The 21100-nt window shown below is 51.5% G+C and carries 19 protein-coding genes and 6 tRNA genes; 13 read left to right on the forward strand and 12 right to left on the reverse strand.

Annotation, left to right across the window (positions count from 1 at the left end; genetic code table 11):
• The first annotated feature begins 120 nt into the window (after positions 1 to 120).
• The 6 genes from KRAC_RS27180 to KRAC_RS27205 all read left to right on the forward strand — a co-directional run bounded on the left by KRAC_RS27180 (position 121) and on the right by KRAC_RS27205 (position 3918).
• Positions 121 to 193: transfer RNA gene (locus KRAC_RS27180), tRNA-Ile, on the forward strand.
• A gap of 229 nt (positions 194 to 422) precedes the next feature.
• Positions 423 to 857 carry a hypothetical protein gene (locus KRAC_RS27185; RefSeq protein ID WP_007912822.1) on the forward strand — a complete coding sequence of 145 codons (435 nt, stop codon included), beginning with the start codon at positions 423 to 425 and terminating at the stop codon, positions 855 to 857.
• Positions 858 to 1089: 232 nt separating this feature from the next.
• Positions 1090 to 1614: a DUF4352 domain-containing protein gene (locus KRAC_RS27190; protein WP_052568605.1), complete on the forward strand. Its 525-nt coding sequence runs from the start codon at positions 1090 to 1092 to the stop codon at positions 1612 to 1614.
• 247 nt (positions 1615 to 1861) lie between these two features.
• The gene (locus KRAC_RS27195; protein WP_007912828.1) at positions 1862 to 2842 is read left to right on the forward strand and encodes a hypothetical protein; all 981 of its coding nucleotides are present in this window, start codon (positions 1862 to 1864) and stop codon (positions 2840 to 2842) included.
• A gap of 138 nt (positions 2843 to 2980) precedes the next feature.
• A complete protein-coding gene (locus KRAC_RS27200; RefSeq protein WP_040444211.1) occupies positions 2981 to 3433 on the forward strand; it encodes a phage integrase SAM-like domain-containing protein in 453 nt (150 codons plus the stop codon).
• The gene (locus tag KRAC_RS27205) at positions 3415 to 3918 is read left to right on the forward strand and encodes a tyrosine-type recombinase/integrase (RefSeq protein WP_040444212.1); all 504 of its coding nucleotides are present in this window, start codon (positions 3415 to 3417) and stop codon (positions 3916 to 3918) included. Before KRAC_RS27200 ends, KRAC_RS27205 begins: the two co-directional genes overlap by 19 nt.
• Before the next feature lie 95 nt (positions 3919 to 4013).
• Here the strand turns inward: KRAC_RS27205 and KRAC_RS71705 are convergent, their stop codons facing one another.
• The 5 genes from KRAC_RS71705 to KRAC_RS27220 form a co-directional block, all read right to left on the reverse strand.
• Positions 4014 to 4166 (reverse strand): hypothetical protein, encoded by a 153-nt coding sequence (locus tag KRAC_RS71705; RefSeq protein ID WP_157507103.1) that lies wholly within the window; start codon positions 4164 to 4166, stop codon positions 4014 to 4016.
• Between the two features lie 65 nt (positions 4167 to 4231).
• Positions 4232 to 4660 (reverse strand): RusA family crossover junction endodeoxyribonuclease, encoded by a 429-nt coding sequence (locus KRAC_RS27210; protein ID WP_007912829.1) that lies wholly within the window; start codon positions 4658 to 4660, stop codon positions 4232 to 4234.
• Between the two features lie 34 nt (positions 4661 to 4694).
• Positions 4695 to 4976, reverse strand: coding sequence for a type ISP restriction/modification enzyme (locus KRAC_RS78455; RefSeq protein WP_169460958.1), 282 nt, complete (start codon positions 4974 to 4976; stop codon positions 4695 to 4697).
• Positions 4973 to 5923 carry a type ISP restriction/modification enzyme gene (locus KRAC_RS27215; protein ID WP_052568608.1) on the reverse strand — a complete coding sequence of 317 codons (951 nt, stop codon included), beginning with the start codon at positions 5921 to 5923 and terminating at the stop codon, positions 4973 to 4975. The genes KRAC_RS78455 and KRAC_RS27215 overlap by 4 nt, the downstream gene beginning before the upstream one ends.
• A 228-nt stretch (positions 5924 to 6151) precedes the next feature.
• Positions 6152 to 7345, reverse strand: a complete 1194-nt coding sequence (locus tag KRAC_RS27220; protein ID WP_007912830.1) for an ISAs1 family transposase — start codon at positions 7343 to 7345, stop codon at positions 6152 to 6154.
• A gap of 277 nt (positions 7346 to 7622) precedes the next feature.
• Between KRAC_RS27220 and KRAC_RS27225 the strand changes: the two genes are divergently transcribed.
• Positions 7623 to 8135: a DinB family protein gene (locus tag KRAC_RS27225; protein ID WP_007912831.1), complete on the forward strand. Its 513-nt coding sequence runs from the start codon at positions 7623 to 7625 to the stop codon at positions 8133 to 8135.
• A gap of 148 nt (positions 8136 to 8283) precedes the next feature.
• Here KRAC_RS27225 and KRAC_RS27230 read toward each other — a convergent pair whose 3' ends face one another.
• Entirely contained in the window at positions 8284 to 9468 is a 1185-nt protein-coding gene (locus KRAC_RS27230; protein ID WP_007912833.1) for an IS256 family transposase, read from the reverse strand.
• Between the two features lie 359 nt (positions 9469 to 9827).
• Between KRAC_RS27230 and KRAC_RS62590 the strand changes: the two genes are divergently transcribed.
• Positions 9828 to 10166: an endonuclease domain-containing protein gene (locus tag KRAC_RS62590; RefSeq protein ID WP_007912837.1), complete on the forward strand. Its 339-nt coding sequence runs from the start codon at positions 9828 to 9830 to the stop codon at positions 10164 to 10166.
• A 696-nt stretch (positions 10167 to 10862) separates the two neighbouring features.
• Here KRAC_RS62590 and KRAC_RS71710 read toward each other — a convergent pair.
• Positions 10863 to 10944, reverse strand: a tRNA-Met gene (locus tag KRAC_RS71710).
• A gap of 100 nt (positions 10945 to 11044) precedes the next feature.
• Positions 11045 to 11116: transfer RNA gene (locus KRAC_RS27245), tRNA-Glu, on the reverse strand.
• A 515-nt stretch (positions 11117 to 11631) separates the two neighbouring features.
• On the opposite strand from KRAC_RS27245, the gene KRAC_RS27255 reads away from it, so the two are divergent.
• Complete coding sequence (locus KRAC_RS27255; protein ID WP_007912851.1) at positions 11632 to 11838, forward strand: hypothetical protein; 207 nt, start codon at positions 11632 to 11634, stop codon at positions 11836 to 11838.
• Positions 11839 to 12827: 989 nt separating this feature from the next.
• Here KRAC_RS27255 and KRAC_RS27260 read toward each other — a convergent pair.
• The 3 genes from KRAC_RS27260 to KRAC_RS27270 all read right to left on the reverse strand — a co-directional run bounded on the left by KRAC_RS27260 (position 12828) and on the right by KRAC_RS27270 (position 13168).
• Positions 12828 to 12900: transfer RNA gene (locus KRAC_RS27260), tRNA-Met, on the reverse strand.
• A gap of 92 nt (positions 12901 to 12992) precedes the next feature.
• Positions 12993 to 13068, reverse strand: a tRNA-Met gene (locus KRAC_RS27265).
• A 24-nt stretch (positions 13069 to 13092) separates the two neighbouring features.
• Positions 13093 to 13168, reverse strand: a tRNA-Met gene (locus KRAC_RS27270).
• Between the two features lie 518 nt (positions 13169 to 13686).
• Here KRAC_RS27270 and ftsH point away from each other — a divergent pair.
• Positions 13687 to 15693 carry an ATP-dependent zinc metalloprotease FtsH gene (gene ftsH, locus KRAC_RS27275; protein ID WP_007912853.1) on the forward strand — a complete coding sequence of 669 codons (2007 nt, stop codon included), beginning with the start codon at positions 13687 to 13689 and terminating at the stop codon, positions 15691 to 15693.
• A gap of 198 nt (positions 15694 to 15891) precedes the next feature.
• Here the strand turns inward: ftsH and KRAC_RS27280 are convergent, their stop codons facing one another.
• A complete protein-coding gene (locus KRAC_RS27280; RefSeq protein WP_007912855.1) occupies positions 15892 to 16803 on the reverse strand; it encodes a hypothetical protein in 912 nt (303 codons plus the stop codon).
• A gap of 730 nt (positions 16804 to 17533) precedes the next feature.
• Between KRAC_RS27280 and KRAC_RS27285 the strand changes: the two genes are divergently transcribed.
• The 3 genes from KRAC_RS27285 (at position 17534) to KRAC_RS27295 (ending at position 21091) form a co-directional block, all read left to right on the forward strand.
• Positions 17534 to 18661 (forward strand): ISAs1 family transposase, encoded by a 1128-nt coding sequence (locus tag KRAC_RS27285; protein ID WP_007912856.1) that lies wholly within the window; start codon positions 17534 to 17536, stop codon positions 18659 to 18661.
• A gap of 425 nt (positions 18662 to 19086) precedes the next feature.
• The gene (gene ltrA, locus KRAC_RS27290; RefSeq protein ID WP_007905481.1) at positions 19087 to 20883 is read left to right on the forward strand and encodes a group II intron reverse transcriptase/maturase; all 1797 of its coding nucleotides are present in this window, start codon (positions 19087 to 19089) and stop codon (positions 20881 to 20883) included.
• The gene (locus KRAC_RS27295) at positions 20876 to 21091 is read left to right on the forward strand and encodes a hypothetical protein (protein WP_040447465.1); all 216 of its coding nucleotides are present in this window, start codon (positions 20876 to 20878) and stop codon (positions 21089 to 21091) included. Before ltrA ends, KRAC_RS27295 begins: the two co-directional genes overlap by 8 nt.
• The last annotated feature ends 9 nt before the right edge of the window (positions 21092 to 21100 follow it).

Raw genomic sequence — 21100 nt, forward strand, 5'->3', positions numbered from 1 at the left:
TCAAATATAAAAGCAGTAACAACGCACCATTTCTCTCAACGCAAAACATCGAAGAAAATACATACTATTAGCTTTGTGACTAAATATAACATAGCGATATATTCAGTTCCTGCGCTTCCTGGTGGCATAGCTCAATGGTGAGAGCATCGTCCTTATAAGACGGGGGTTATGGGTTCGAATCCCATTGCCACTACTTCGCTCATCTATCATTTCCCACACCTTCATTGTCTCAGGTGCCGCGTGAAGTGCTCGCGCGTCCTTGATGAACCTGAAATGAACGTGTAAGCTCTGTCAAAAGATGCTAAATTTACTTACTTCTTATCCGAAATCCTGAGCGCGCTTGTCCCTGAATGGGGGAAGTGCTAGTCATGAGAGTGACGTTGGGTTTCGGAATAAGATCTTAAGATAGGGAAAGGTGAGAAATGCAGAGAGAACATGTCCAGAGGTTGACACGTCTATGGCCGTTATTACTCCTGGTTGCCTGGATCATCTTTCCCGAAGAATGGCTGGGTCTGAAATGGGCCGCCTTTGGGCATGTGCTCTTTACGATCTTTGCTAACGACACTGAGCATGCGATAGGACACATAGGTCTGTTTCTTTTGTTAGGGCTAGGCACAATATATGTATTCCCTGAACTGCGCAAAAAGCTACTCTTATATTTCTGCTTGCTTCTCGTAGGAGTAATCCAGGAGGCAGCACAACTCCTTTTTAAGCACAGGTGGCTGGCCTGGGACGACTGGCGCGACCTGGCAACAGACCTGGTAGGGCTAACGCTGGCATATGCGTTGGCATGGGGTTGGTATACGTGGCGAAAATCACGCATGAAGCGCGAGAATACGCCATTCCCAATAGATTAGTTAAAAAACTTATCCACAACTTATCCACATATTTATCCACAAAAGTTGAAGAACGACATTCTGCTTTGATACATAATGTTATCCCTGGAGAAACAGAATGCTTCACTCGCCCAGGTTGAAATAGATCACGCAATAATGATGAGCTATCTCACAGCATAGGGAGCCAGCTGAGCTTATACTACACCTTGCTCACAGAGCACATAAAAATATGTTAGACGTGGAAGGTAAAGACATGAAAAAGACTCTCGTATTCCTCGCTGGTCTCTTCGTTATCCTGGGCGCGTTGTTAGCCTGTGGCGCCAGCTCCGATAACACCGGCACCTCAACCTCCAGCAGCACTACCTCGCAAACTTCGCAGCAAGTCAAGCACTTTAAAGTTGGCGAAACTGTCAAAGTGGGTGATACATGGGAAGTGACCGTCAACAGCGTCAAAACCTCAAATGGCGACGATATCATTAAACCCGACGCAGGCAACACGTTCCTGATTGTCAACGTCACGGTCAAAAATATCAGCAGCAAAGAGCAGAATATCAGCAGCCTGCTCAACTTCAAACTGAAGGATAAGGATGGAACAGAAGGGAAAGACGCCCTCCTCACCAGCGGAGTCACACCCGCGCCTAATGGCAAGATTGCCGCTGGTGATAAATCCAAGGGCGATCTGACCTACCAGGTCTCTGCCAGCCAGAAGAGCTTCACGCTCGCCTTTGAAGCCGACCTTCTCTCCTCGGGCCAGACCGTCTGGGACCTGAGCATCTAGTTCCAGTCCTGGGCGACTTCTCTGAGATCAGAGAGGTCGCTCTTTTTCTTTTCTCCTACTGCGCCAGATCAGTTCTCGCAATCTCCTCCCCAGATTCTCGTCAATCTCTTGACAAAGACCCCAGTTTTCCGCATAATTGACGAGCTTATACAGGCTCATATATCTATCCTGAAATTCTCTTCTGTCCCATCTCCTATGAGACTCAATTGTAGGTCAATATTGACACTTTACACATTCGGAGTTATCTATGAATACCAATAACCAGCCACCTTATGATCCCTATCAATATGACCCAACCGTGAACCGGGGTTACTATGATCCGACACAATATCGACCCACGGCTGACCCCTCACAGTATAAGTCAACGCAGCCCAACCAGGCTTCTACCCAGCCACCCTACATTCCCGCGCCGACCATGGCTACCGATCCCTATTCGACTCCCAGCTATGGGGCGCCGGTACCCAGCGACCCCTATCAAGCCAATAACTATGGAACACCTCCGCACTTCACAGGTTCCTACGCCCCCAATCCCTACCTGCCAACCCCGCCTCCGCCACCAGGCGCGCTCAGCCCCTACGGCAAAAAGCTCTTTCTGGGACTCGCAGCGACCTTTCTATTCTCCTTCATACTGGTAGGTTCCACTCCAGAAACAACAACGACGCAAAGCACACCACCCTCAGTGGGTTTGGGTATATCTCTTTTAATAGGCATCATTGTCTGCGTATTCGTCGTCGACTGGCGAGGCTTCTTTAACCTGGAGGGACTTCTGCAATGGCGCCAGATGAGCCCTAACAGACGCCTCAGTATAGGCTGTCTATTTCTCTTCTTCTATCCAATATTTGCTTTTATCTATGCGATTCGGGCTGGCTTCAAAGCCTTTACGGGTCAGGACCGGCTCTTCACAAAAGAGTGGAATATGCCTCAGCCTGCCAAGCGGCGCGCTAAGATTGGTATGATCAGTGGGTCCGTGGTGGCGCTTTTCTTCTTTATCGTCTCACTTTTTGCCAATACAAGCGCGAGCGCGCGGGGTTCCTCTACGTCGGTCACGCCTGCCGCGACACACGCCAGCCAGGGCGCTACATCGACACAAAACCAGAAAGCTATTACGCCCACACCCACGACTAAGCCCAAACCAACGCCCTCGCCGACCCCAACTGTCGCGCCTAAATGGACGGTAGTGCAGACATTTACAGGCAATGGCAATAAAAACGCCCCCGACCTGCTCTAAGAGCTAGTCGAGGGCTACTGGGTAGCGGCTACTGGACTCGAACCAGTGACACAGAGCTTATGAGTCCCTTGCTCTCTCGGATCGGCCTGTAGAGCGGCTTCAGGCGGTTTCCCGGCATCACTGAGAAAGGGACGACACATGCCGAAGAAACCAGTCACCAAAACCACCATCGAAGAAGCCATTGAAGTCTACGAAGTCTCGAACAGCAACCTCTCCGGCGAGACACTTATCTGGTATCACAACAAGCTCAAGGTGTTCGCGGCCTGGTGCAAAGAACAGAAGATCGAGCTGGAAGAGATCACGCCTAAAACCGTCCTGACCTTCTTGGGGTATCTCAAGACACGCATCAACCCTCGCACGAAGAAGCCAATCACCTCTGATACTCTCCACGGCTACATCAAAGTCGTCAAGCTATTCCTGGGATGGTGTGCCGAAGATGAAGAGTACTCACAACACGTCAAGGCGCGAACCGTCAAGCTGATTGCCAGGCCAAAGGTTGAGCAGAAGGTCATCGAAACGTTCACAGAAGACGAATTGAGGGCGCTTTTTGCTGTGGCTGGTGTCTCTCGGACATGCCCCAGCGAAATATAGCCATTCTCTCGCTTCTCCTTGACACAGGGGTACGTGCTAGTGAGCTATGCACCCTCACTCTTGAGAACGTCGTCATCACACGCGACGATGCCTATATCCGCGTTATGGGCAAGGGGCGGAAAGAGCGGGAAATAGGACTTGGAAAACAGGCACGCATCCAGATCCAGAAATATATCCGCCTCTACCGCAAAGGGGCCGAAGAGAAGGAGGTGGTCTTCATAAGCCAGAGGCAGCAACCGCTCACCATCAACGGCCTCGATCAGCTTCTCTACCGACTACGCGACCACGCCAAGCTCAGTGTCTCCGCTGGCGCTCACAAGTTCCGCCATACCTTTGCAGTCAATTATCTTCTCAACGGCGGCGATGTCTACAAGCTCAGTCGTATCATGGGTCACACGTCAGTCAGTACAACAGAACGGTATGTGAGGTCGATGAAGCAGAGAGACGCCAGGAGGGGGCTATCAGTCTTAGATAATCTAAAGTAAACAACCAGAACATTAAAGGGCCTAAAGATCTATTGATCTATAGGCTCTTTAGTCCTCGCTAATACTTAAAAACACTGAACTTCTAACTCTCCTCATCATGCCCATGTTATATCTACAACTACTCCTTCATCCGCCATCGTAGAAACCACCACCTTTTCAAGGATTAGCCGGGTAACTCTTTCATCATCAACATCAAATAAAGCTGCGGCAATATCTGCTACTTGTTCTTGTCCGTGTTCTTTAAACACTTACCGTTCGCTTAAATTTTTGGGCATAAAAATGAATTTATTCCCCACTTAGGGCCAAAAAACGCCTATAAAACGATGCTTATTCCCCACGTGGCAGTAATGCTTGAGATTAAAATCAGGCTTCTTTTCCAAAGTGAGGATTGATTGTCGTTCACATACTCAGAAATCGGGCGACTGTGAGGGTAATTCTCAAAAACCGCCTGAAATTTAAGCGAACGGTGAGTAAACAGACTATCTTGTACCGGCTTGACTAAATTATCTAGGTCTGCCCCAAAATTAGCTTTTGTAAGCCTAAATTGCATTGTAACTTTGAACTCAGTTTTTGGCCCTACACCTTGGATCAGACTTTTGTCATATTTGGCCCTAGCCTGACGCACTATGAACTTACGCCAATTCTCTAGGTTAGACTGCCCATTCTTGTTAGCTGGGTAAGCTGGGCGGGGAGTCATTCCCAAAATAGGAATAGATAAAGGTTGTGTATAATTCGTGCTCATTCCGGCCTCCTAAAGTTATTTCTAACAGTTCTTTCTACACGCTAGCCTCTATTTCTCCTGTCTGTTCCCCCAGCCAGTCCTCCGCCGTCACCGCCTCCGTCAACTCCCTTACCAGCTCCACCGTCTTCACACTCACCGTCACAACCTGCTTGACCAGGCGCATGATGTACTGGGGATCATCCAGGCGGTTGGGGTCGCTCTCAATGCCGCTACGTTTGTCGGTCGAGGCTTGATACTGGTCGATCACCCATTCCAGCGCCGAACGGTTGCCGAGCCGATACTCAAAGCACTCCTGGGGGATTCCTTCCAGAGTCAGGCCTCACTCATCACCAGCGCTGTTTTATCCGCCGAAAGCTTCATCTTCTTAACGTAAAGACGTTGGAGCATAGGAATATCAGTGTTAGATACAGCCTTCAATTGGTACTCACCCGCCTGCTCATAGTTCACATGCAAGTCCATCAACTGTCTGCCCACACTCACACATGCCTCAAAGCCATCCTCGTTCAGTAGCAGGGGAATATGCGGCAGATCGCGCTTCAGGTTCTCCTTGTACAACTCCCGATACTGCGGATGATGCAGCATGCCGTAGATGTAGTGGAAGATATCCCACTTTGTAACTTCAGCACCATACTTCTCCTGAAACTGCTTCAGCGCCCAATCTGTTATGTTCTCGCGGCGATTGCTACCATCTTCCAAATAGGTATAGTAAGGGAAGCATTGAAAACCATCTGTCGAGGCTAGTAAATGCAACTCTGGAATAAGATTAGTAGCTAACGTGCTAAAAGGCGAACGAAAACCAATATCGCTAACAACAATGACTCTATTCTCGATTTCACAGGAAGGGGTGGGAAGAAGTTGAGGAAATTGATATACACGCTCATTAAGAAGCCTATCAGAAAATAGCCACTTCTTCACAAACGGGCGATACAGTGCCGTGCGCATTTTTTCTTTGGAAAATTTTGCATACTGATGACGCTGAAGATTCAATTTAAGACCTTCACTCCATTTGATCTTAGTATCATCGTAGAGTACAAAATCATCTACAGAGGTGGAACTATTACCTCTTCGTGCCCAGCGATCAACTTCTCCATTGTACACATCTATAAAGCGCAGTACCCTTTGTTCTAACTCTTCTTTGTTAAAGCCATAAAGCCAGTCATCGCGATTAGTACGAACACCAAGGGAATAGGTCTTGAACAAAACTTTGGGCTGAGCATCTATCGGAACGGTAAGGCGCACAGCACGAGCTTCTTTGCTTCCCATTAAAAGATAGGCTTCAAACTCTGATTGTATACCTTCTGTAATCCACGTATGCTTTTCATTGGGTTTGAGTAATTGCCATTCAATAGGGTGCCATGCCGATTGTTGTGTAAAGATCAGTGGGGAACAAGCGAGGAAAGATGTGTGGGAGGTATTTGCTGGTTAGCTGCCCTCTTAACTGGCATCGATTTTGAAGATAGTCAAAAAGATCGGACAGCCAGGGCTTGTGAATTATTGCTGAGCGACGCTCCTGGGAAGCAAGAAGCGAAAAGCAAGATGAGGATGAGAAGCAAAGTGGCGTCTGGTCGCAGCAATCTGAGAAGACCCTTGACGATGAATAAGGGTGATCGCCAAATTGCGGAACGTTGCCAGGATCTGAGGTGCCTGCCCAGAGCGCAAGCGAGAACGATCCTCACCAAAGGTCATATCGCGGACATAATGGGAGGAGTTCTCGATACTCCAGTGTCCCCGTACTAATGCAAGTAAGCGCTGGGGGCTGGCCTCAAGAGCAGTCAAAGGCGTGATGAGATAGACCACTTCGTGGCTGGTTTTTCCCGTTTTGCGAACCGTGACGGTTCGTGTCAGTTCGGCCACTTGCTCGATGAGTGGCCAGTCAGCCAGGTAGGAATTCATTTCGGTGCTCACACGGATAGAACGCTTTTCAATCCGTCCTCGATGCTGATCAAGCGTGGAGTCTTGCGCAAAAGAAGCATGTGGATCGGCGAAATAGGCGGTGAGATCTGCGTAGAGGGTCGGCTGATTGTTTTTGACGGTGAGAACGGTTTTGCCACCCAAGGCATCCACGCACCTCATGAAATCCTTCTGCGTGTGCAAAGCGTCTGCGGTGAAGACGCGTCCATCGACAGGCAAGCAGGGCAAGAGGGCCTGTGCGACTGGGATTTCATTCGTCTTCTCGGAAACGGCAACTTGCAGCAGTGTTTCCTGGCTGTGATGTGTGCGAAAGGAGAGCAGATGGGGAGCAGAATGTTTGTCCGATCTTCCCCCACGAACCGTCTTGCCATCTAAGGCAATGGGATCATCGAGGGTGGCTTGCAGAGTCCGACGTATCCAGTCCGCCAGGGCGCACTCGATCTGTTCGGCATCCAGGCGCGGGAGGAGTTTGCGGTAGAGTGAATCACTGGGGCACAGGAAGCGACGTGGTCCGAAGAGTCGGATGAGCAGAAGACGTTGATCACGACACCACTCTGCAACTGCCAGGGTCGAGTCACAATTGCAGAGGAAGCCCGCTACCAGGCAGGTCAGCACGTACGCCAATTCATAGCGCAATCCATGCTTGGAACGGGGATCTGGGATGGTGGCAAACACTTCGTACAAACTCAGCAATGGTTGCTTTTCCAATAACTGGTGGCGAGCATCACTCGTCAGTGAAGGCAAGGTCAGTGACAATGCAGTAGAATAAGACATCGGAGGCTCCTTCTTCTCGATAGATCGGTTTGGAATGTCTATCGTAGCAGATCTTGGAGTCTCCTGCTCTCAGCAATAATTCACAAGCCCTGATCGGACAGCACTGAAGCTTTGACAATCGCCTCTTGTCAAGCTATGATAAGTGCCGATGACATCATCGCAAAGGGGGATTGTCCGACCATGACGCCAGTGGTGTGCTAACTTCATGCTACTGATGCGCGATTATGTCGTTGTGAGATGAAAGTAGTAATTCAACACTGAAAGGTAAAGTATACTCATGGCAACCGGACTTTCCGACTTCTTCAAATACAACCTCTGGGCCAACCTGCGCCTGCTCGACACCTGCGAGCAGCTTACGGATACCCAGCTCGATGCCGTTTTCCCTGGCACCCATGGCAGCATCCGCGTCACCCTCAAGCATATGCTAGGCGCTGAGGAAGACTATGCGGCCAGCTCGACGGGCGGCTTCCCGACCACGCCGCCTCTACTCGAGGATGAGGAGGCCCCGCGCTCCTTCGCCGAACTGCGCGAGCGCGCCCGTCGCTCCGGCGAGGCCATGATCGCCTTCACCGAGCAGGTCACGCCGGAACAACTCCAAGTGATCCAACTCCTGTTTGAAGGCATCTACAGGGCGCCGCTCCTGGTCACGGTCATCCAGTTCGTTGATCACGGCATCGACCACCGCTCCCAGATCTGCACGACTCTCACCCAGCTCGGCATTCAGCCGCCCTCGCTGGATGTTTGGGCATATAATGAGGCAGCGTTGGGATACGGGGAAATCAAGCAATAAGGTCTATTCGTACTCAAGGGCCCGAGATGAGCAGAAAAAATTCTTGGACGTGTGCTCGTGTTACACAGGATCAAGCGCCCAAACAAGCTCTCCCTGGCCCAGCAATGGAGGCTGGTTGTTTGGCACGGACCTCGATCCAAAGCCTCGCTTACGAGACAGGTATCCTGGGCAAGTGTATATCCTGCATGGCCGCCCAGACGATGGTCATGCAACTGGTTTCCGTGGTGAAGGCATCAATTTGATCCGTTCGCTGGCGAACGTTGCTAAAGAAGCTTTCAATGGCATTGGTCGTACGAATATATCGATGCATGACTTTGGGAAAAGCGTAAAACGTCAGCAGATGCTCCTCATCTTCGCAGAGGCTGCGGATGGCCTCTGGGTAGCGCTTTTGGTATTTGGCTTTAAAAGCGGCCAAATTGAGCAGCGCGTCCTCTTTCTTCTCCTGCTTGAAGATCCCAGCTAATTCCGTGCTGACCTCTTTGCGCTCCCGATGAGGAATGGCATTGAGCACATTGCGCTGTTTATGCACGACACAGCGTTGTCGTGGCGTCGCAGTAAAGAGAGCAGAGACAGCAGCGAGGAGACCCTCATGCCCATCGGTCACCATCAGGTCTATCTGCGTGGCCCCACGGGTGCGGATGTCTTGCACGAGACAACTCCACCCATCTTTGTCTTCCCCTGCACAGGCTCGCAATGCGAGCACATCTTTGTTTCCGTCCAGGTCCACACCGAGCGCGGTTAAGATGATGGTCGAGTCGGTTTGAGTTCCATGCCGCACACTGAAATGGATACCATCCAGGTACAGGATGCGGTAATGGGCCAACAAAGGGCGCTTTCGCCACGTTTCATATTGCTCAGTCAAGGTCTGGTTCAACCGGCTCACACTGCTTGCACTTGGGGCCACGCCCATCAAGGTGGCAGCAACCTCTCCGACTTTATGAGTGCTGGTACCGCTGACAAACATCTGGGTGAGCGCTTCGGCCACCTCTGGTTCATAACGACTGTAACGCTCGAACACCTGGCTGTGAAACACGCCTTCTCGATCTCTGGGGACCTTCAGGTCTTCAATACATCCGGTCGAGGTGACCAAATCGCGGGTGTACGAGCCATTGCGATAGCCACGACGCTCTGGAGTGACTTCTCCCCACGAGGCACCAATACACTGCTCTAACTCTTCACACATTACCTGTTCAATCAACACTTGGACCGCGCTTACGGCCAGGTGGCGCAGATGCTGACGAAACTCGTCCTGCTCTGGCAGCGTCGGTGATGAGGATTGCTGAGTTGAACCTTCAGAAGTCGATGTAGTAGGCTTTTTCTTGGATACAGGCATAGTCTTCTCCTTTTCTGGAAATGAGTTCTGTGTCTACTAAGGACATCCTATGCCTGTAGTATCATCTCAAATACCCCTCTTTGAATAGGTTGGACTTTACACAACAACCGGTATGGTGTCCAAAATAGCCATAAAAGCAGTCTACAGGCCGATTGAAGGCTGATGTAGTACTACACCAACATTGCACCACTCCTTGTCTGCTGATCCCCCTCAATCAATCGCTCCAGCTCTCCTCATCCCGCCTCGAAGCCACACGCTACACATCTATCTCCTCATTTTTATGTCCACGGCCTTTCCGTCCCCTCCATGCTCCTCATTACCCCCCCCCAATATACTCCCCACGAGAGGTCTATCGCATCATGTCTACAGCCCCCTTCACGCCTCCAACCTCCTACATCGAAGATCGTTTCTTTTCCTTCTGGCAGAAACATGACATCCCCTATCAGCTTATCCGGCAATACCAGATAGGCCCCTACTATGCAGATTTTGCGCACCCTGAAAGCCATGTAGTAATTGAGATTGATGGGAAAGCCTATCACTCTACTCCTGAGCAGGTAGCACGAGACCAGCGCCGCCAGGATCAGCTAGAGCAGTGGGGTTGGACAGTCATCCGATTTATAGGAAGCCAAGTCTATAGAGATCCGGTACGCACCATCTACCGCGCCAGAAACACTATAGAACGGCAACTATACATTTAGCATCACAACATAAAGGCGTGGATGCCCGAATTTTTTATTCAGTCGCCGAATTTTTTATTCAATGTCATGTGGAGATTCCCCGACTAGTTTGAAATAGGATGAAACGGGGAAAGGAGGAATACTGCTTTTAGCTGCTCGTTTGGTGCATTACGCATTTAGGTGTGTTAATATAAGTCTATTCCTCCGTTCGGAGATCAGGAGTAAAATCATGATTTCCAAAAGAACGGCAAGCGATAAGAGCACGAGGTCGAAGACGTGTTCTGAGTCGCAAACAACACTGATCAGTCAGCCAGCGGTCCAGGCAACAAAGGGAACTCGCACAGGCAAGCGGAAGGCTCAATCTCAAGAAGATGCACCAAAGCCATTAATACAAATACATAAATCAATGCTGATACTTATTGTAGTTGTGCTATGCTTTGTGCTTTCTCTCTACAAGAATGATACTTCCTTGTTTACGCAGGTTGTTTGGATGGTAGGAGGGTATTGTGGAGTGGAGGCAGGCGTGAGGAGACTTACCGAGCGTTTGACCCGACAGCAAGAACCTCAAACCAACGCATGATTGAAAAGATCGGGAAAGGTCAGCTATCTCCGGCTGGCCTTTCTTTTTGTCCAGAAATAGGTCTATTGGCGGGGAGGCCAACAGCTCAGCTCAGATTAGTTTGATATCTTGCCAACCGTATACAAACGGCTTACACCTGGTCGCAGCAATGGGAATTGAACCCACCCTCTTCTCCTTATGGGGGAATTGCACATGTCCAGATGTATGTGCTCCACCGCCATGCCCCCCTGGTTGATCACACTAGTTGCCTTTCAGCAGGAGGAATTTTGTGCGCCGCCGAGACTAGACCCATCCCGTCCAAAGCTCCACAGCACACGAATAGCCTCAAAAGGAATCAAACCCTCGTCAGAAGATTGAAAGTCTCCTATGCTAACCGTTACACCATGAGGCCAAATAGGATCATCTTTCCCTGGTTTGTATTCTAAAGGAAGGAAGGAAGGAAGGAAGGAAGGAAGGAAGGAAAAGATATGGATGAGTTATGGGTTGAACTTATATTTGATAAAGAACTTCCCTGTAGCGTCTGCGGAACGCCGACAAACTGTGGTTTAGCCTATCGCTCGGAGACGCAGGGCATCACAGGACGCTTCAGTGAAACATGGATACTTAACCCGTACTGCGAGCAACGTACTGGCTGTAGAGACAAGATATGGGAAGAAGTGGTGAGAATCCAGCGACTGGACTAGAACCAGTGATCAAGCTATCAGGCTTCTGCTCATCTTACGGCCCGACATCGCCTGCTCTGCCAACTGAACTATGTGGGAAAGACAGCTAGTTTGATGTCTTGCCAAAGGAGGGATCGAACTTCCGGCTAATCGCTTAACAGTCCCCCGCTCTACCGCTGAGCTACTTGGCAAGGGTGGAGATTGGCATAATAGGAATATACTAGACACGAAAGGAGGTGGACACATGATTAACGATGAGTGCTGGAACGATGAGTGCTGGAAGAAGTATTACTTTCTCCTGAGTGAGCTACAAAGCATCGAAGCGGCTCTCCGGTACGCCGACGCCCAACCAGACAAAGCAAGCTACGATGAAAGCACGGAAATTATACTTGCGCACCTTATCACCATGAAGAATACCATTGATTACTTAGTATCCAAGGTAATTACTTAGTGTCCAAGGTAGAGGTGGCGACTGAAGCACGTAGGCTGGATGCGCAGACAGGTTAGGTCTACCATATCAAGCCGTCGAGTGCCGATGTGGGAGGTTATTTTGTGAGGCAACTGCCGCAATGCTCCCGCCTAGAAGCCGAGCGCCGAAGCAAGGGGCCTCCTCAAAGTTAAGATAGCTCCCTCCAATTAGTTCTATCGCCTCTCACTAGCTCCTCTTCTCAAGCAACTTATATCTTCGGCTACTCACCTCCACAGCTCTGCCTTGCCTGACATACGCATCCAGGCTTCTCTTCACACAAAGTCCTATGTTTGGGTCGAGGAAAAGATACAGCGCGACTTTAAACGCTACCAGGCACGCCCTTTTAGCCTGATGAAGGTAAGGAGAGGTGGAGAAGGTTGGCAACCACGCTAGCCCTCTCTAATGAATACCAAGAAATCAACTACTACAGACAATCACCTTTTACCCAGCAAACAGAACGCCGCACCCGGTAACGTCCTTAATCAGCCACACTTTGTGTCTATCTCCCTCACCTGTCGTTTCCAGCGAGGAGTATTTCTTCTTCGGCTGTCTCTGCTGTCTTGCTCACCAGGTACCCACGACAACGGATGAGGTAGAGGTGTCTGGCGGAACATATACAGGCAACGAGTACGAGTGCATCGAATGTACCTGCTAATAATCCAATCAGTCAAATCAAATCGGGGGTGGGTCCTTCGGGATGCCTCTTTTCTTTTGTGCAGTTCCCGTGTAGAATACAAGCAGAAGTCACGTAGGGAGCAAAAGAGCCGATGTGGAGAGTAGGGGCAAATACATGGACGAAACATATGGCGGCGTCTAGCTCATATGTCCCTATGTGAGTAAAGCTACAACTGACAAAGGGAAACCCGCCTACTGACACAGGGATCTGCAAAATATTTGGGGCAACTTGGCACTGACGCTACACAAAGAAAAGACCCTCAACCCGCTTCAGAAGCAGATCGAGGGCTACTGGGTAGCGGCTACTGGACTCGAACCAGTGACACAGGGCTTATGAGTCCCTTGCTCTACCACCTGAGCTAAGCCGCCATATGTTTCGTCCATCATATTACCATAGGCTGTCAAGCAGGTATATTGGACGGCTTACGAAAGTTCACTGCACGTATGCAGTGAACTTTCTTTGGTAGCGGGAGCAGGATTTGAACCTGCGACCTCCGGGTTATGAGCCCGACGAGCTAACCACTGCTCTATCCCGCGTCAATTTATTAAGGTCTTGCGACCTGGTAGCGGGGGAAGGACTTGAACCTCCGACCTTTGGGTTATGAGCCCAACGAGCTAACCACTGCTCCACCCCGCGTCGTTGTTTACATAATACTACAATCTTTGTTTCCTGTCAAGTATCTAGATTTTCTCATTTGTGTGGGCCATCATGATGCTTGCCGATAAGGAACTCAATTGCACTGAACTATTATAGCCCAAAATGTTATGGACAGGCAAGCTCTTAGGGAATACAATATGCACATCACCAGATTGTTCTATATTCTTAGACATTCTTAGGCAAAAACCAAAGACGAAAACCAGCGCCACTCTCGTGGCTAGCGCTCCGCGCTCAGGTTTTCGAGAGGCAGGTGTATTCTTAGATATGGCCTAGAGATGGCAGGGGCAGGACTGCCAAACTCTGCGGTGTAACCTTTCCTTACTCACGACGTATCACAAAGTAAGAGGTTACTTTCTTGCACACACGATACGAAATTTTGCCACGTATCGTTTTACATACAATTACTCTTTCAGACGTCTTCTTTTGAAGACGTAGGAAGCATCCGGCTTCATCCTATCAAAGACATGTCGTCAGACAAAGAAAGCAGGTCTGAACATATGGACGCTCAGGCTATATATATGTACCAGAACAATAACTCAAATGATCAACGCACTCCTGGCAACCCTCAGCCGGATAACGGTAGTAATGGGAATACTCCAGGAGGCCCCCGCGATAGCGGTTCCTCGCTCTTGATTCGCGTCGTTTTGCTCGTTGTCCTCTTGCTGGGAGTCTGGTATTTCTTCCAGTTCTTCGTCTCTGGTTCTGGCGGCGCCAGCGCCAATGCGATTGAGGTCCCCTACAGTAAGTTCTACCAGCAGGTACAGAATGATAACGTTAGTTCTGTAACCTTCCAGGGACAGGATGCCTTTGGCAAATTCAAAAACGCGATCACGATTGTTGATGCCAATGGGCAAAGCAAGACCGGCCAGGACTTTCACTTTACCCAGCTCCCCAATGGGGACCAGCAACTGACACAACTGCTGATACAGCATAACGTCACGTTCTCGTCGAAGCCCAATAGCGATAATAACCTCTTCTGGACCTTCCTGCTCAACGTCGGTCCCTGGATTGGTTTGATTGTCGTCTTCTTCTTCATCCTGCGCCGGGCCAATCAGAGCCAGCAAAACATCTTTAGCTTCGGCAAGAGCCGGGCGAAGATGGTGTTGGAGGATCGCCCCAGCACTACCTTTGGGGATGTCGCGGGCGTAGATGAGGCCAAGAATGACCTGGTTGAGGTGGTTGAGTTCCTGCGCACACCTCAGAAATTCCAGCGCCTGGGTGGTAAGATTCCTCGCGGCGTCTTGCTGGTAGGCCCTCCAGGAACTGGTAAGACCCTGCTGGCACGTGCGGTCGCTGGTGAGGCCAGCGTCCCCTTCTTCTCGATGAGTGGTTCCGAGTTCGTCGAGGTACTGGTAGGTGTCGGTGCCAGTCGCGTACGTGACCTGTTTGAGCAGGCCAAGAAGGCGGCCCCAAGCATCATCTTTATCGACGAAATCGACGCCGTTGGTCGCCAGCGTGGCTCTAGCATCAACAGCAACGACGAGCGTGAGCAGACCCTGAACCAGTTGCTGGTCGAGATGGATGGCTTCGATACTCGCCAGGCCGTGGTCGTGATCGCGGCGACCAACCGCCCCGATGGCCTGGATAAAGCGCTCCTGCGCCCTGGACGCTTCGACCGCCGCGTGACGGTTGACCGCCCCGACTGGAATGGTCGCCTGGCGATCCTGAAGATACACTCACGTGACGTTCCCCTGGCTGCCGATGTGGACATGATTACCATCGCACGCGCCACACCTGGCATGGTGGGTGCCGACCTGGCGAACCTGGTGAACGAGGCGGCACTACTGGCGGCTCGCCGCAACCTGGATGCCGTGACTCAGCGCTGCTTTGAGGAGGCCCTGGACAAGATCCTGCTTGGAGCCGAGCGCCCGCTGATCTTGAGCGAATCCGACCTGAACGTGGTTGCCTACCACGAGGGGGGGCACGCGCTCACGGGTATTCTGACCGAGGGCGTCGATCCCGTCACGAAGGTGACGATTGTGCCTCGCGGCCAGGCCCTGGGCGTTACCCAGTATACGCCGCTTGACGACCGCTATAACTACTCGAAGGATGTCCTGGAGGCACAGTTAGTAACCGCGCTGGGTGGACGCGCAGCCGAAGAGGTCGCGATTGGTCGTATCACCACAGGCGCGGAGAACGATCTGCAACGGGTGACAGCTATCGCGCGCCAGATGATCACACGCTGGGGCATGAGCGAGCGCCTGGGCCAGATCTCTTACAGCGAGCGCGAGGATCCCTTCTCGGGCACGGCCCTGGCGAGTAACTCTCGCGAGTATAGCGAGCGTACAGCCACCATCATCGACGAAGAGGTTACGCGTATCGTGAACTGGGCGCATAACCAGGCCGTCACACTGCTGCGTGAGAACAAAGAGGCGCTTGACCGCATCGCCAAATCGCTCCGCCTCTATGAGACAATTGATTCCAAACAACTGCGCGAGATTATGGTCGAGACCGGCTCAATTAATGCCGCTCCCGAGTCATACCGCTCGGAGGTTACGGCCTAATACCCCAAAGAGCGAGAGCAGGCAGGCTGGAGGATGTGTATCCTCCAGCCTGCCTGCTTTTCTTTCACAGGTGCCAGATGGGAGCTGCGCTGCTAAAGCACGCGCTTACATATGATGATACGAGGTATCTCATACCATGATATATAAGCGCGTGCTTTAGCAGCGCAGCCCGCAGACATTCTAGGATTCATTGCGCGCCTATGAGATTGGAAAAGCGTACACACTCATCAGCGCCAGGAGTGCCATCGTCACAACGACGATCACGACAACGGTGGCCTTCTTCTGGGACATGTGGCTGCGAATGATACGCGTAATATTCTCTGAGAGCGAACGCGCATCGCGTTGCTCTATTGCATGTTTGCTTTCATCTACCTTGCTTAACTGGTCTAACTGAAGCGTCTCCTGGAAAAATTGTTTGGCCTCACCTGGCGATGCAGATGCTTGCGTATCGCCTCTTACGCGCTCTTCAACCAGGGAATCACGAGGAAGAGACACTACGGGGAGCGAGGGATCGGTTGTGCGCAGTTGCTCGCTGGTAAGGGTTGGCGTAGCCCAGCCAGAAGGTGCGCGTTGAGCGAGTTCATTTTCAAACAGGAAACGGGGGACGGGTTGTTCGGGGTCTGTCTCACCCTCACGAGGATGTGTCATCACGGCTCGCAACTCGTCGAGGATAGTTGCGAGCACAGCGGAATCGAACTTGCCGCTCTCGGGCCTGAGGAGCACGCCTCCCTGAGAGGGCAGGGGACAGAGATTGCCGAAGCTTGTTGTCACCCAGGATGTTTTGCGCACTACTATTGGATAGACAGAGACATCACCGCGCTGCTCCCGCTCTAGAATACGCTGTATTTCACGGGGATTGCCAAGGCTCAGCGTCTTGAAGTGCTCGCTTACCAGCAAGAGAATGATGTCAGCCTCTGTGATCTGGACCGCGGCCTCAACCGCCTCGTAGCGACCAGGGCTCAGATTTAAGCCCTGCCAAGTAGCGGGCACCTGCTCGCGCGAGAGACCATCGAGGAGATACGTTTCAAGCCGGGCCTGGATCAGCCGGTCCTCTTCTGCGTAACAGCACAGAAGACGATAGTTTTTCCCAGAACGTGTAAGCATCTGCATTCTTTATCCCCTTCCTTGAAAAGTGGTTCAGGTAGGCTAATTTCTACTTTTCAATTCGCCAGTCCAACCATGACTGGCGTCGGCAATGACTCGTATTGCCAAATCCTTATGGCGACAAGAGTCAATTCAGGGAGACGCGTTCTCAATGACCTTCCTAGACGAGACGAAAGCCTGGATGACTAGATGACGAACCTGATGTTTTTTACCAGGCTCAGCACTAGCGCTACCTTCAGCCCTCTCGACCATCGTTTGCGACACTGCAATAGGCACGCTTCTCTCTAGAATCATGTACGGCGTGCGTCAAGTATGTATGACACATGTCAAGTAGAAATAAAGGATGCAGTGTAAGGCACTTTATGACCAGAAAATTTATACTTTGTAAAACAACAAATTTACAATTGTAACATTTAGCATATAGACGACAAAGGAAGACAAAGTATAAAACAGTTGAAGCAAATGTTGCTCTACCTAAACAGACCTCATTACGCTCCAATCGTCTGACAAGACATTGTTCAGGCAATCAAAAATGTCGGAAGGTTGTTGGAAAGCGCCCCACCTGTACACAAGCCGCAGCATGACCACGTACTACTTAGACGTCCTCTCTCCCCTGAGTTAAAGGCAGGGCTGTTGCAAAGTCGGGAATAACATGGCAAAAGGAGGAATAAAACAGAACCTTTCGAGCTTTAGGAATGGTTGAGACATCCAATTCCTCGCAACGAAAGGCCTGTTCATGACTATTACAACACGTTCCAGTCGGCTTGCTCTTCCCAATAAGGCACTCCTCTTCGATGTAGAAGTTCTCTCTGGAGAGTTACAACGCGTCAAAGATCATCGAGATCGGCGCGGCGTGCGCTACTCCTTGGCAGACATTCTGCTGATAGGCCTACTAGCGAAGCTAGCAGGGCAGACCAGTAGCCGGGCGATCGCCGACTGGGCTCAGTTGCGCCATCGAGAATTGAGCCACTTGTTTGGCTTGAGGCACCAGAGGATGCCTCACTACAGCACCTGGAGTCGTATCTTAGCGGCGGCAGTTGATCCAGACGAAGTCGAGCAGGTTATTGGTCACTTCTTTGCACATCAGGTTTCTCGCAGGCTGGCCCCAGGCGAAAGGCATCTGTGCTTAGACGGCAAAACCTTACGAGGCACGATTCCTCTTGGAAGTACACAAGGCGTCCATCTGCTTGCGGCCTCCCTCCCCAAAGAGGGCGTTGTCCTGGCACAAGTCCAGGTCAGCACCTCGGGAAGTGAGGTCAGTGCGGCTCCTCTTCTGCTGGCAACTCTCGATTTGCGTGGAACGCTCGTCAGTGGAGATGCCATTTTTGCTTCTCGCAAGCTGAGTCTGAAGATCTTACAAGCCAAAGGAGACTATCTCTGGATGATCAAGGAAAATCAAAAGCAGATGTATCAGGATCTGCAAACACTCTTTGAGCCACCATCCGTGCGTCCTGGCTGGTCAGCTCCTCCCACCGATTTTCGCTCAGCCTCCTCAGTCAACAAAGGGCATGGGCGGCGAGAAAGACGGCAGATCACCGTGAGTAGCGAGCTTTCTCATTACTCAGAGTGGCCTGGTCTCTCGCAGGTCGCGCAAGCTCGAACGACAACGAATCAACGCGCTGGGGAAGGTGGAGCAAGAGGTTCAGTATGGAATCACAAGTTTGCCGACCTCGGTGGCGACCCCCAAACGCCTCCTGGCACTTGTTCGAGAGCATTGGGGCATTGGTGCGATCCGTTTCGCCGAAATGAGCGAAAGCTCAAGGATGGCGAGCAAGGAGAAAGCTCCTTGACAACTGATCGAGTGATGTGGGGCGCAATTCCCCATCCTCTGGGTGAAAGAGGAAACGCGGCTCCCTCACGGTAGCGACTGGTCATCAATCCGTGAAGCAGGGAGAAATGCGGAAGAGCCTGGACCTCGACCAGGTGGTCTCCGCTACACAGGTTCCTACGGTTAGCGCAAGCGAACGCTCGATGAACCGTCGTCACAGTGAAAGAGCCAACGCGAGGTAAGAGGCTCTGACCAAAATGGTCACGGTCACATAGGGGTCGAGAACATCAATGCGGCTCTCGACTTCACCCCCTTGACCCGGCGGATAGAGACGAACCTACGGGAACGCAAAACACTTGATCGGAACGGAATAACTCTGCGAGAACTCTCGCTGGTGGTCGATCTAGCGAGCAGGCAACCAACCGCATGTTCTCGGAGAGAAGGATTGCCGAAGAAGCAAAGGCCTCTGGGAAAGCCAGAGGATACGCTGACGTCGGCACGGTGAGATGGAGGATAGAGCCATGAGTCACAGGAAAGAAACGGAAGCGATGGTTGTCCCCCAACCAATCGAAGACTGGACACAGACGCCCTGGCGTAAGCTAGAACGAACGGTGTACCGACTGCAAAAACGGATCTATCAAGCCTCTCTTCGTGGCAATGACAAAGCAGTTCACAACCTTCAACGGTTACTCATGAAGTCGAAAGCAGCCCGGACGCTGGCAGTACGCAAGATGACGCAGGATAACCAGGGCAAGCGGACGGCTGGAGTCGATGGAATCAAATCTGTCAAACCAGCCCAACGCCTGGCGCTGGTGAAATACCTTCGTCATCACAAGCAGATCAAACCACAGCCAACCAGACGAGTCTGGATACCCAAGCCAGGAAAGGCAGAGAAAAGGCCATTAGGCATCCCGACGATGCTGGATCGCGCTCATCAATGCCTGACAAAATTGGCGTTGGAGCCCGAATGGGAGGCACGATTTGAGGCTGACAGCTACGGGTTTCGTCCTGGTCGCTCAGCTCAGGATGCCATTCAAGCCATTTTCATTTACATCTGCAAACAGCCCAAATATGTGCTTGATGCAGATATCGCGAATTGCTTCAACCAGATCAATCACGAAACACTCTTACACAAACTCCAGACCTTTCCCGCGATGAGGCGCGCCATCAAAGCCTGGCTCAGAGCAGGAGTGCTGGAAGACAACGTGTTCGAGCCAACGACAGCCGGAACTCCGCAAGGAGGTCCACTGAGTCCCTTACTTGCCAATATCGCCCTGCATGGGATGCTGCAAGCTGTTCAACAAGGCTACAAAGGCAAGGATAAGCCCAGGCTGGTTCGCTATGCAGATGACCTGGTGGTGCTGTATCGAACTCGCGAGGGGATTGAACAGGCCAAAAGCAGGCTAGAAGACTGGCTGAAAGACATGGGATTAGAAATGAAGCCGAGCAAAACCCGTATCGCTCACACGCTCGAAGCGCTTGGGGCAGAAGCCCCTGGCTTCGACTTCTTAGGTTTTGAGATCCGACAGTACTCTGTTGGTAAACACCATTCAGGAACTCTGCACGGGAAACGGCTTGGCTTCAAAACACTCATTCGCCCCAGTAAAGAAGCTATCAAACGGCATCGGGAAGGGCTGCGGGCGGTAGTGCTCGCAGGCACAGGGCTTTCTCAAGGCGCGCTCATTGGGCAACTGAACCCAAAGATCCGTGGATGGTCACGCTACTACCGCAGCGTCGCCGCCAAGAAAACTCTCAATGACTGCGACTACCACCTGTTTCCGCTTCTGCTTCGCTGGGCCAAACGCCGACACACACGCAAGTCTGCGAGTTGGATACGAACGCGCTACTGGCGAACAATGGGACAAGATCACTGGCGCTTTGCAACGCCTGATGGACTCTATCTCAGCGATCACGCAGCAACGGCGATCCAACGCCATGTGAAGGTGAAAGGCACGGCCAGCCCGTTCGATGGTAACCTGCTCTACTGGGCGAAGAGATTACAACAATCTCATCCGCTCAACAGGAGTAAACTGGGGGCCTTGCTGCACAAGCAACAAGGGAAATGCCGTTGGTGTGAACTGCACTTTACCGAGAACGATTTGATTGAGATCGATCACATCACTCCCCGCAGTGAAGGGGGTACAGATGCACTCAGTAATCTTTTCGCTCTCCATCGGCACTGCCACGATCAACGACATACAAAGAAGCATGTCTGGGGTACTCATGACACGAGCCATCCCATTGAGGAGCCGGATGAGGGGAAAGCTCTCATGTCCGGTTCTGAAGGCGGGCAGGAGGGAGCGATTCCTCTTGCCTAGCTCTCAGAATGGCTTACATTATCGCCGAGACCGGACCTTTCAAGAAGATCATTCTCAGCTGCGAATGGGCCATGCCCCTCATGTGCTCGCTTTACTCAACAACACGGCCATTGGCTTGATGGCTCGTCGGGGCGAAACCAATCTGCCCCATGCACAACGGACGTTTAGCTATCAGTTCGACAAAGCGTTGGCACACATGGCCGCATGAGAGCGACTG

This window comes from Ktedonobacter racemifer DSM 44963, from assembly GCF_000178855.1.
Lineage (GTDB): Bacteria > Chloroflexota > Ktedonobacteria > Ktedonobacterales > Ktedonobacteraceae > Ktedonobacter > Ktedonobacter racemifer.

Bases quoted from the DNA above. Each gene is read 5' to 3' on its own strand.
- KRAC_RS27185 (WP_007912822.1), top strand. From the start codon at position 423: ATGCAGAGAGAACATGTCCAGAGGTTGACACGTCTATGGCCGTTATTA.
- KRAC_RS27190 (WP_052568605.1), top strand. From the start codon at position 1,090: ATGAAAAAGACTCTCGTATTCCTCGCTGGTCTCTTCGTTATCCTGGGC.
- KRAC_RS27195 (WP_007912828.1), top strand. From the start codon at position 1,862: ATGAATACCAATAACCAGCCACCTTATGATCCCTATCAATATGACCCA.
- KRAC_RS27200 (WP_040444211.1), top strand. From the start codon at position 2,981: ATGCCGAAGAAACCAGTCACCAAAACCACCATCGAAGAAGCCATTGAA.
- KRAC_RS27205 (WP_040444212.1), top strand. From the start codon at position 3,415: ATGCCCCAGCGAAATATAGCCATTCTCTCGCTTCTCCTTGACACAGGG.
- KRAC_RS27210 (WP_007912829.1), bottom strand. From the start codon at position 4,660: ATGAGCACGAATTATACACAACCTTTATCTATTCCTATTTTGGGAATG.
- KRAC_RS27215 (WP_052568608.1), bottom strand. From the start codon at position 5,923: ATGGGAAGCAAAGAAGCTCGTGCTGTGCGCCTTACCGTTCCGATAGAT.
- KRAC_RS27220 (WP_007912830.1), bottom strand. From the start codon at position 7,345: ATGTCTTATTCTACTGCATTGTCACTGACCTTGCCTTCACTGACGAGT.
- KRAC_RS27225 (WP_007912831.1), top strand. From the start codon at position 7,623: ATGGCAACCGGACTTTCCGACTTCTTCAAATACAACCTCTGGGCCAAC.
- KRAC_RS27230 (WP_007912833.1), bottom strand. From the start codon at position 9,468: ATGCCTGTATCCAAGAAAAAGCCTACTACATCGACTTCTGAAGGTTCA.
- KRAC_RS62590 (WP_007912837.1), top strand. From the start codon at position 9,828: ATGTCTACAGCCCCCTTCACGCCTCCAACCTCCTACATCGAAGATCGT.
- KRAC_RS27255 (WP_007912851.1), top strand. From the start codon at position 11,632: ATGATTAACGATGAGTGCTGGAACGATGAGTGCTGGAAGAAGTATTAC.
- ftsH (WP_007912853.1), top strand. From the start codon at position 13,687: ATGGACGCTCAGGCTATATATATGTACCAGAACAATAACTCAAATGAT.
- KRAC_RS27280 (WP_007912855.1), bottom strand. From the start codon at position 16,803: ATGCAGATGCTTACACGTTCTGGGAAAAACTATCGTCTTCTGTGCTGT.
- KRAC_RS27285 (WP_007912856.1), top strand. From the start codon at position 17,534: ATGACTATTACAACACGTTCCAGTCGGCTTGCTCTTCCCAATAAGGCA.
- ltrA (WP_007905481.1), top strand. From the start codon at position 19,087: ATGAGTCACAGGAAAGAAACGGAAGCGATGGTTGTCCCCCAACCAATC.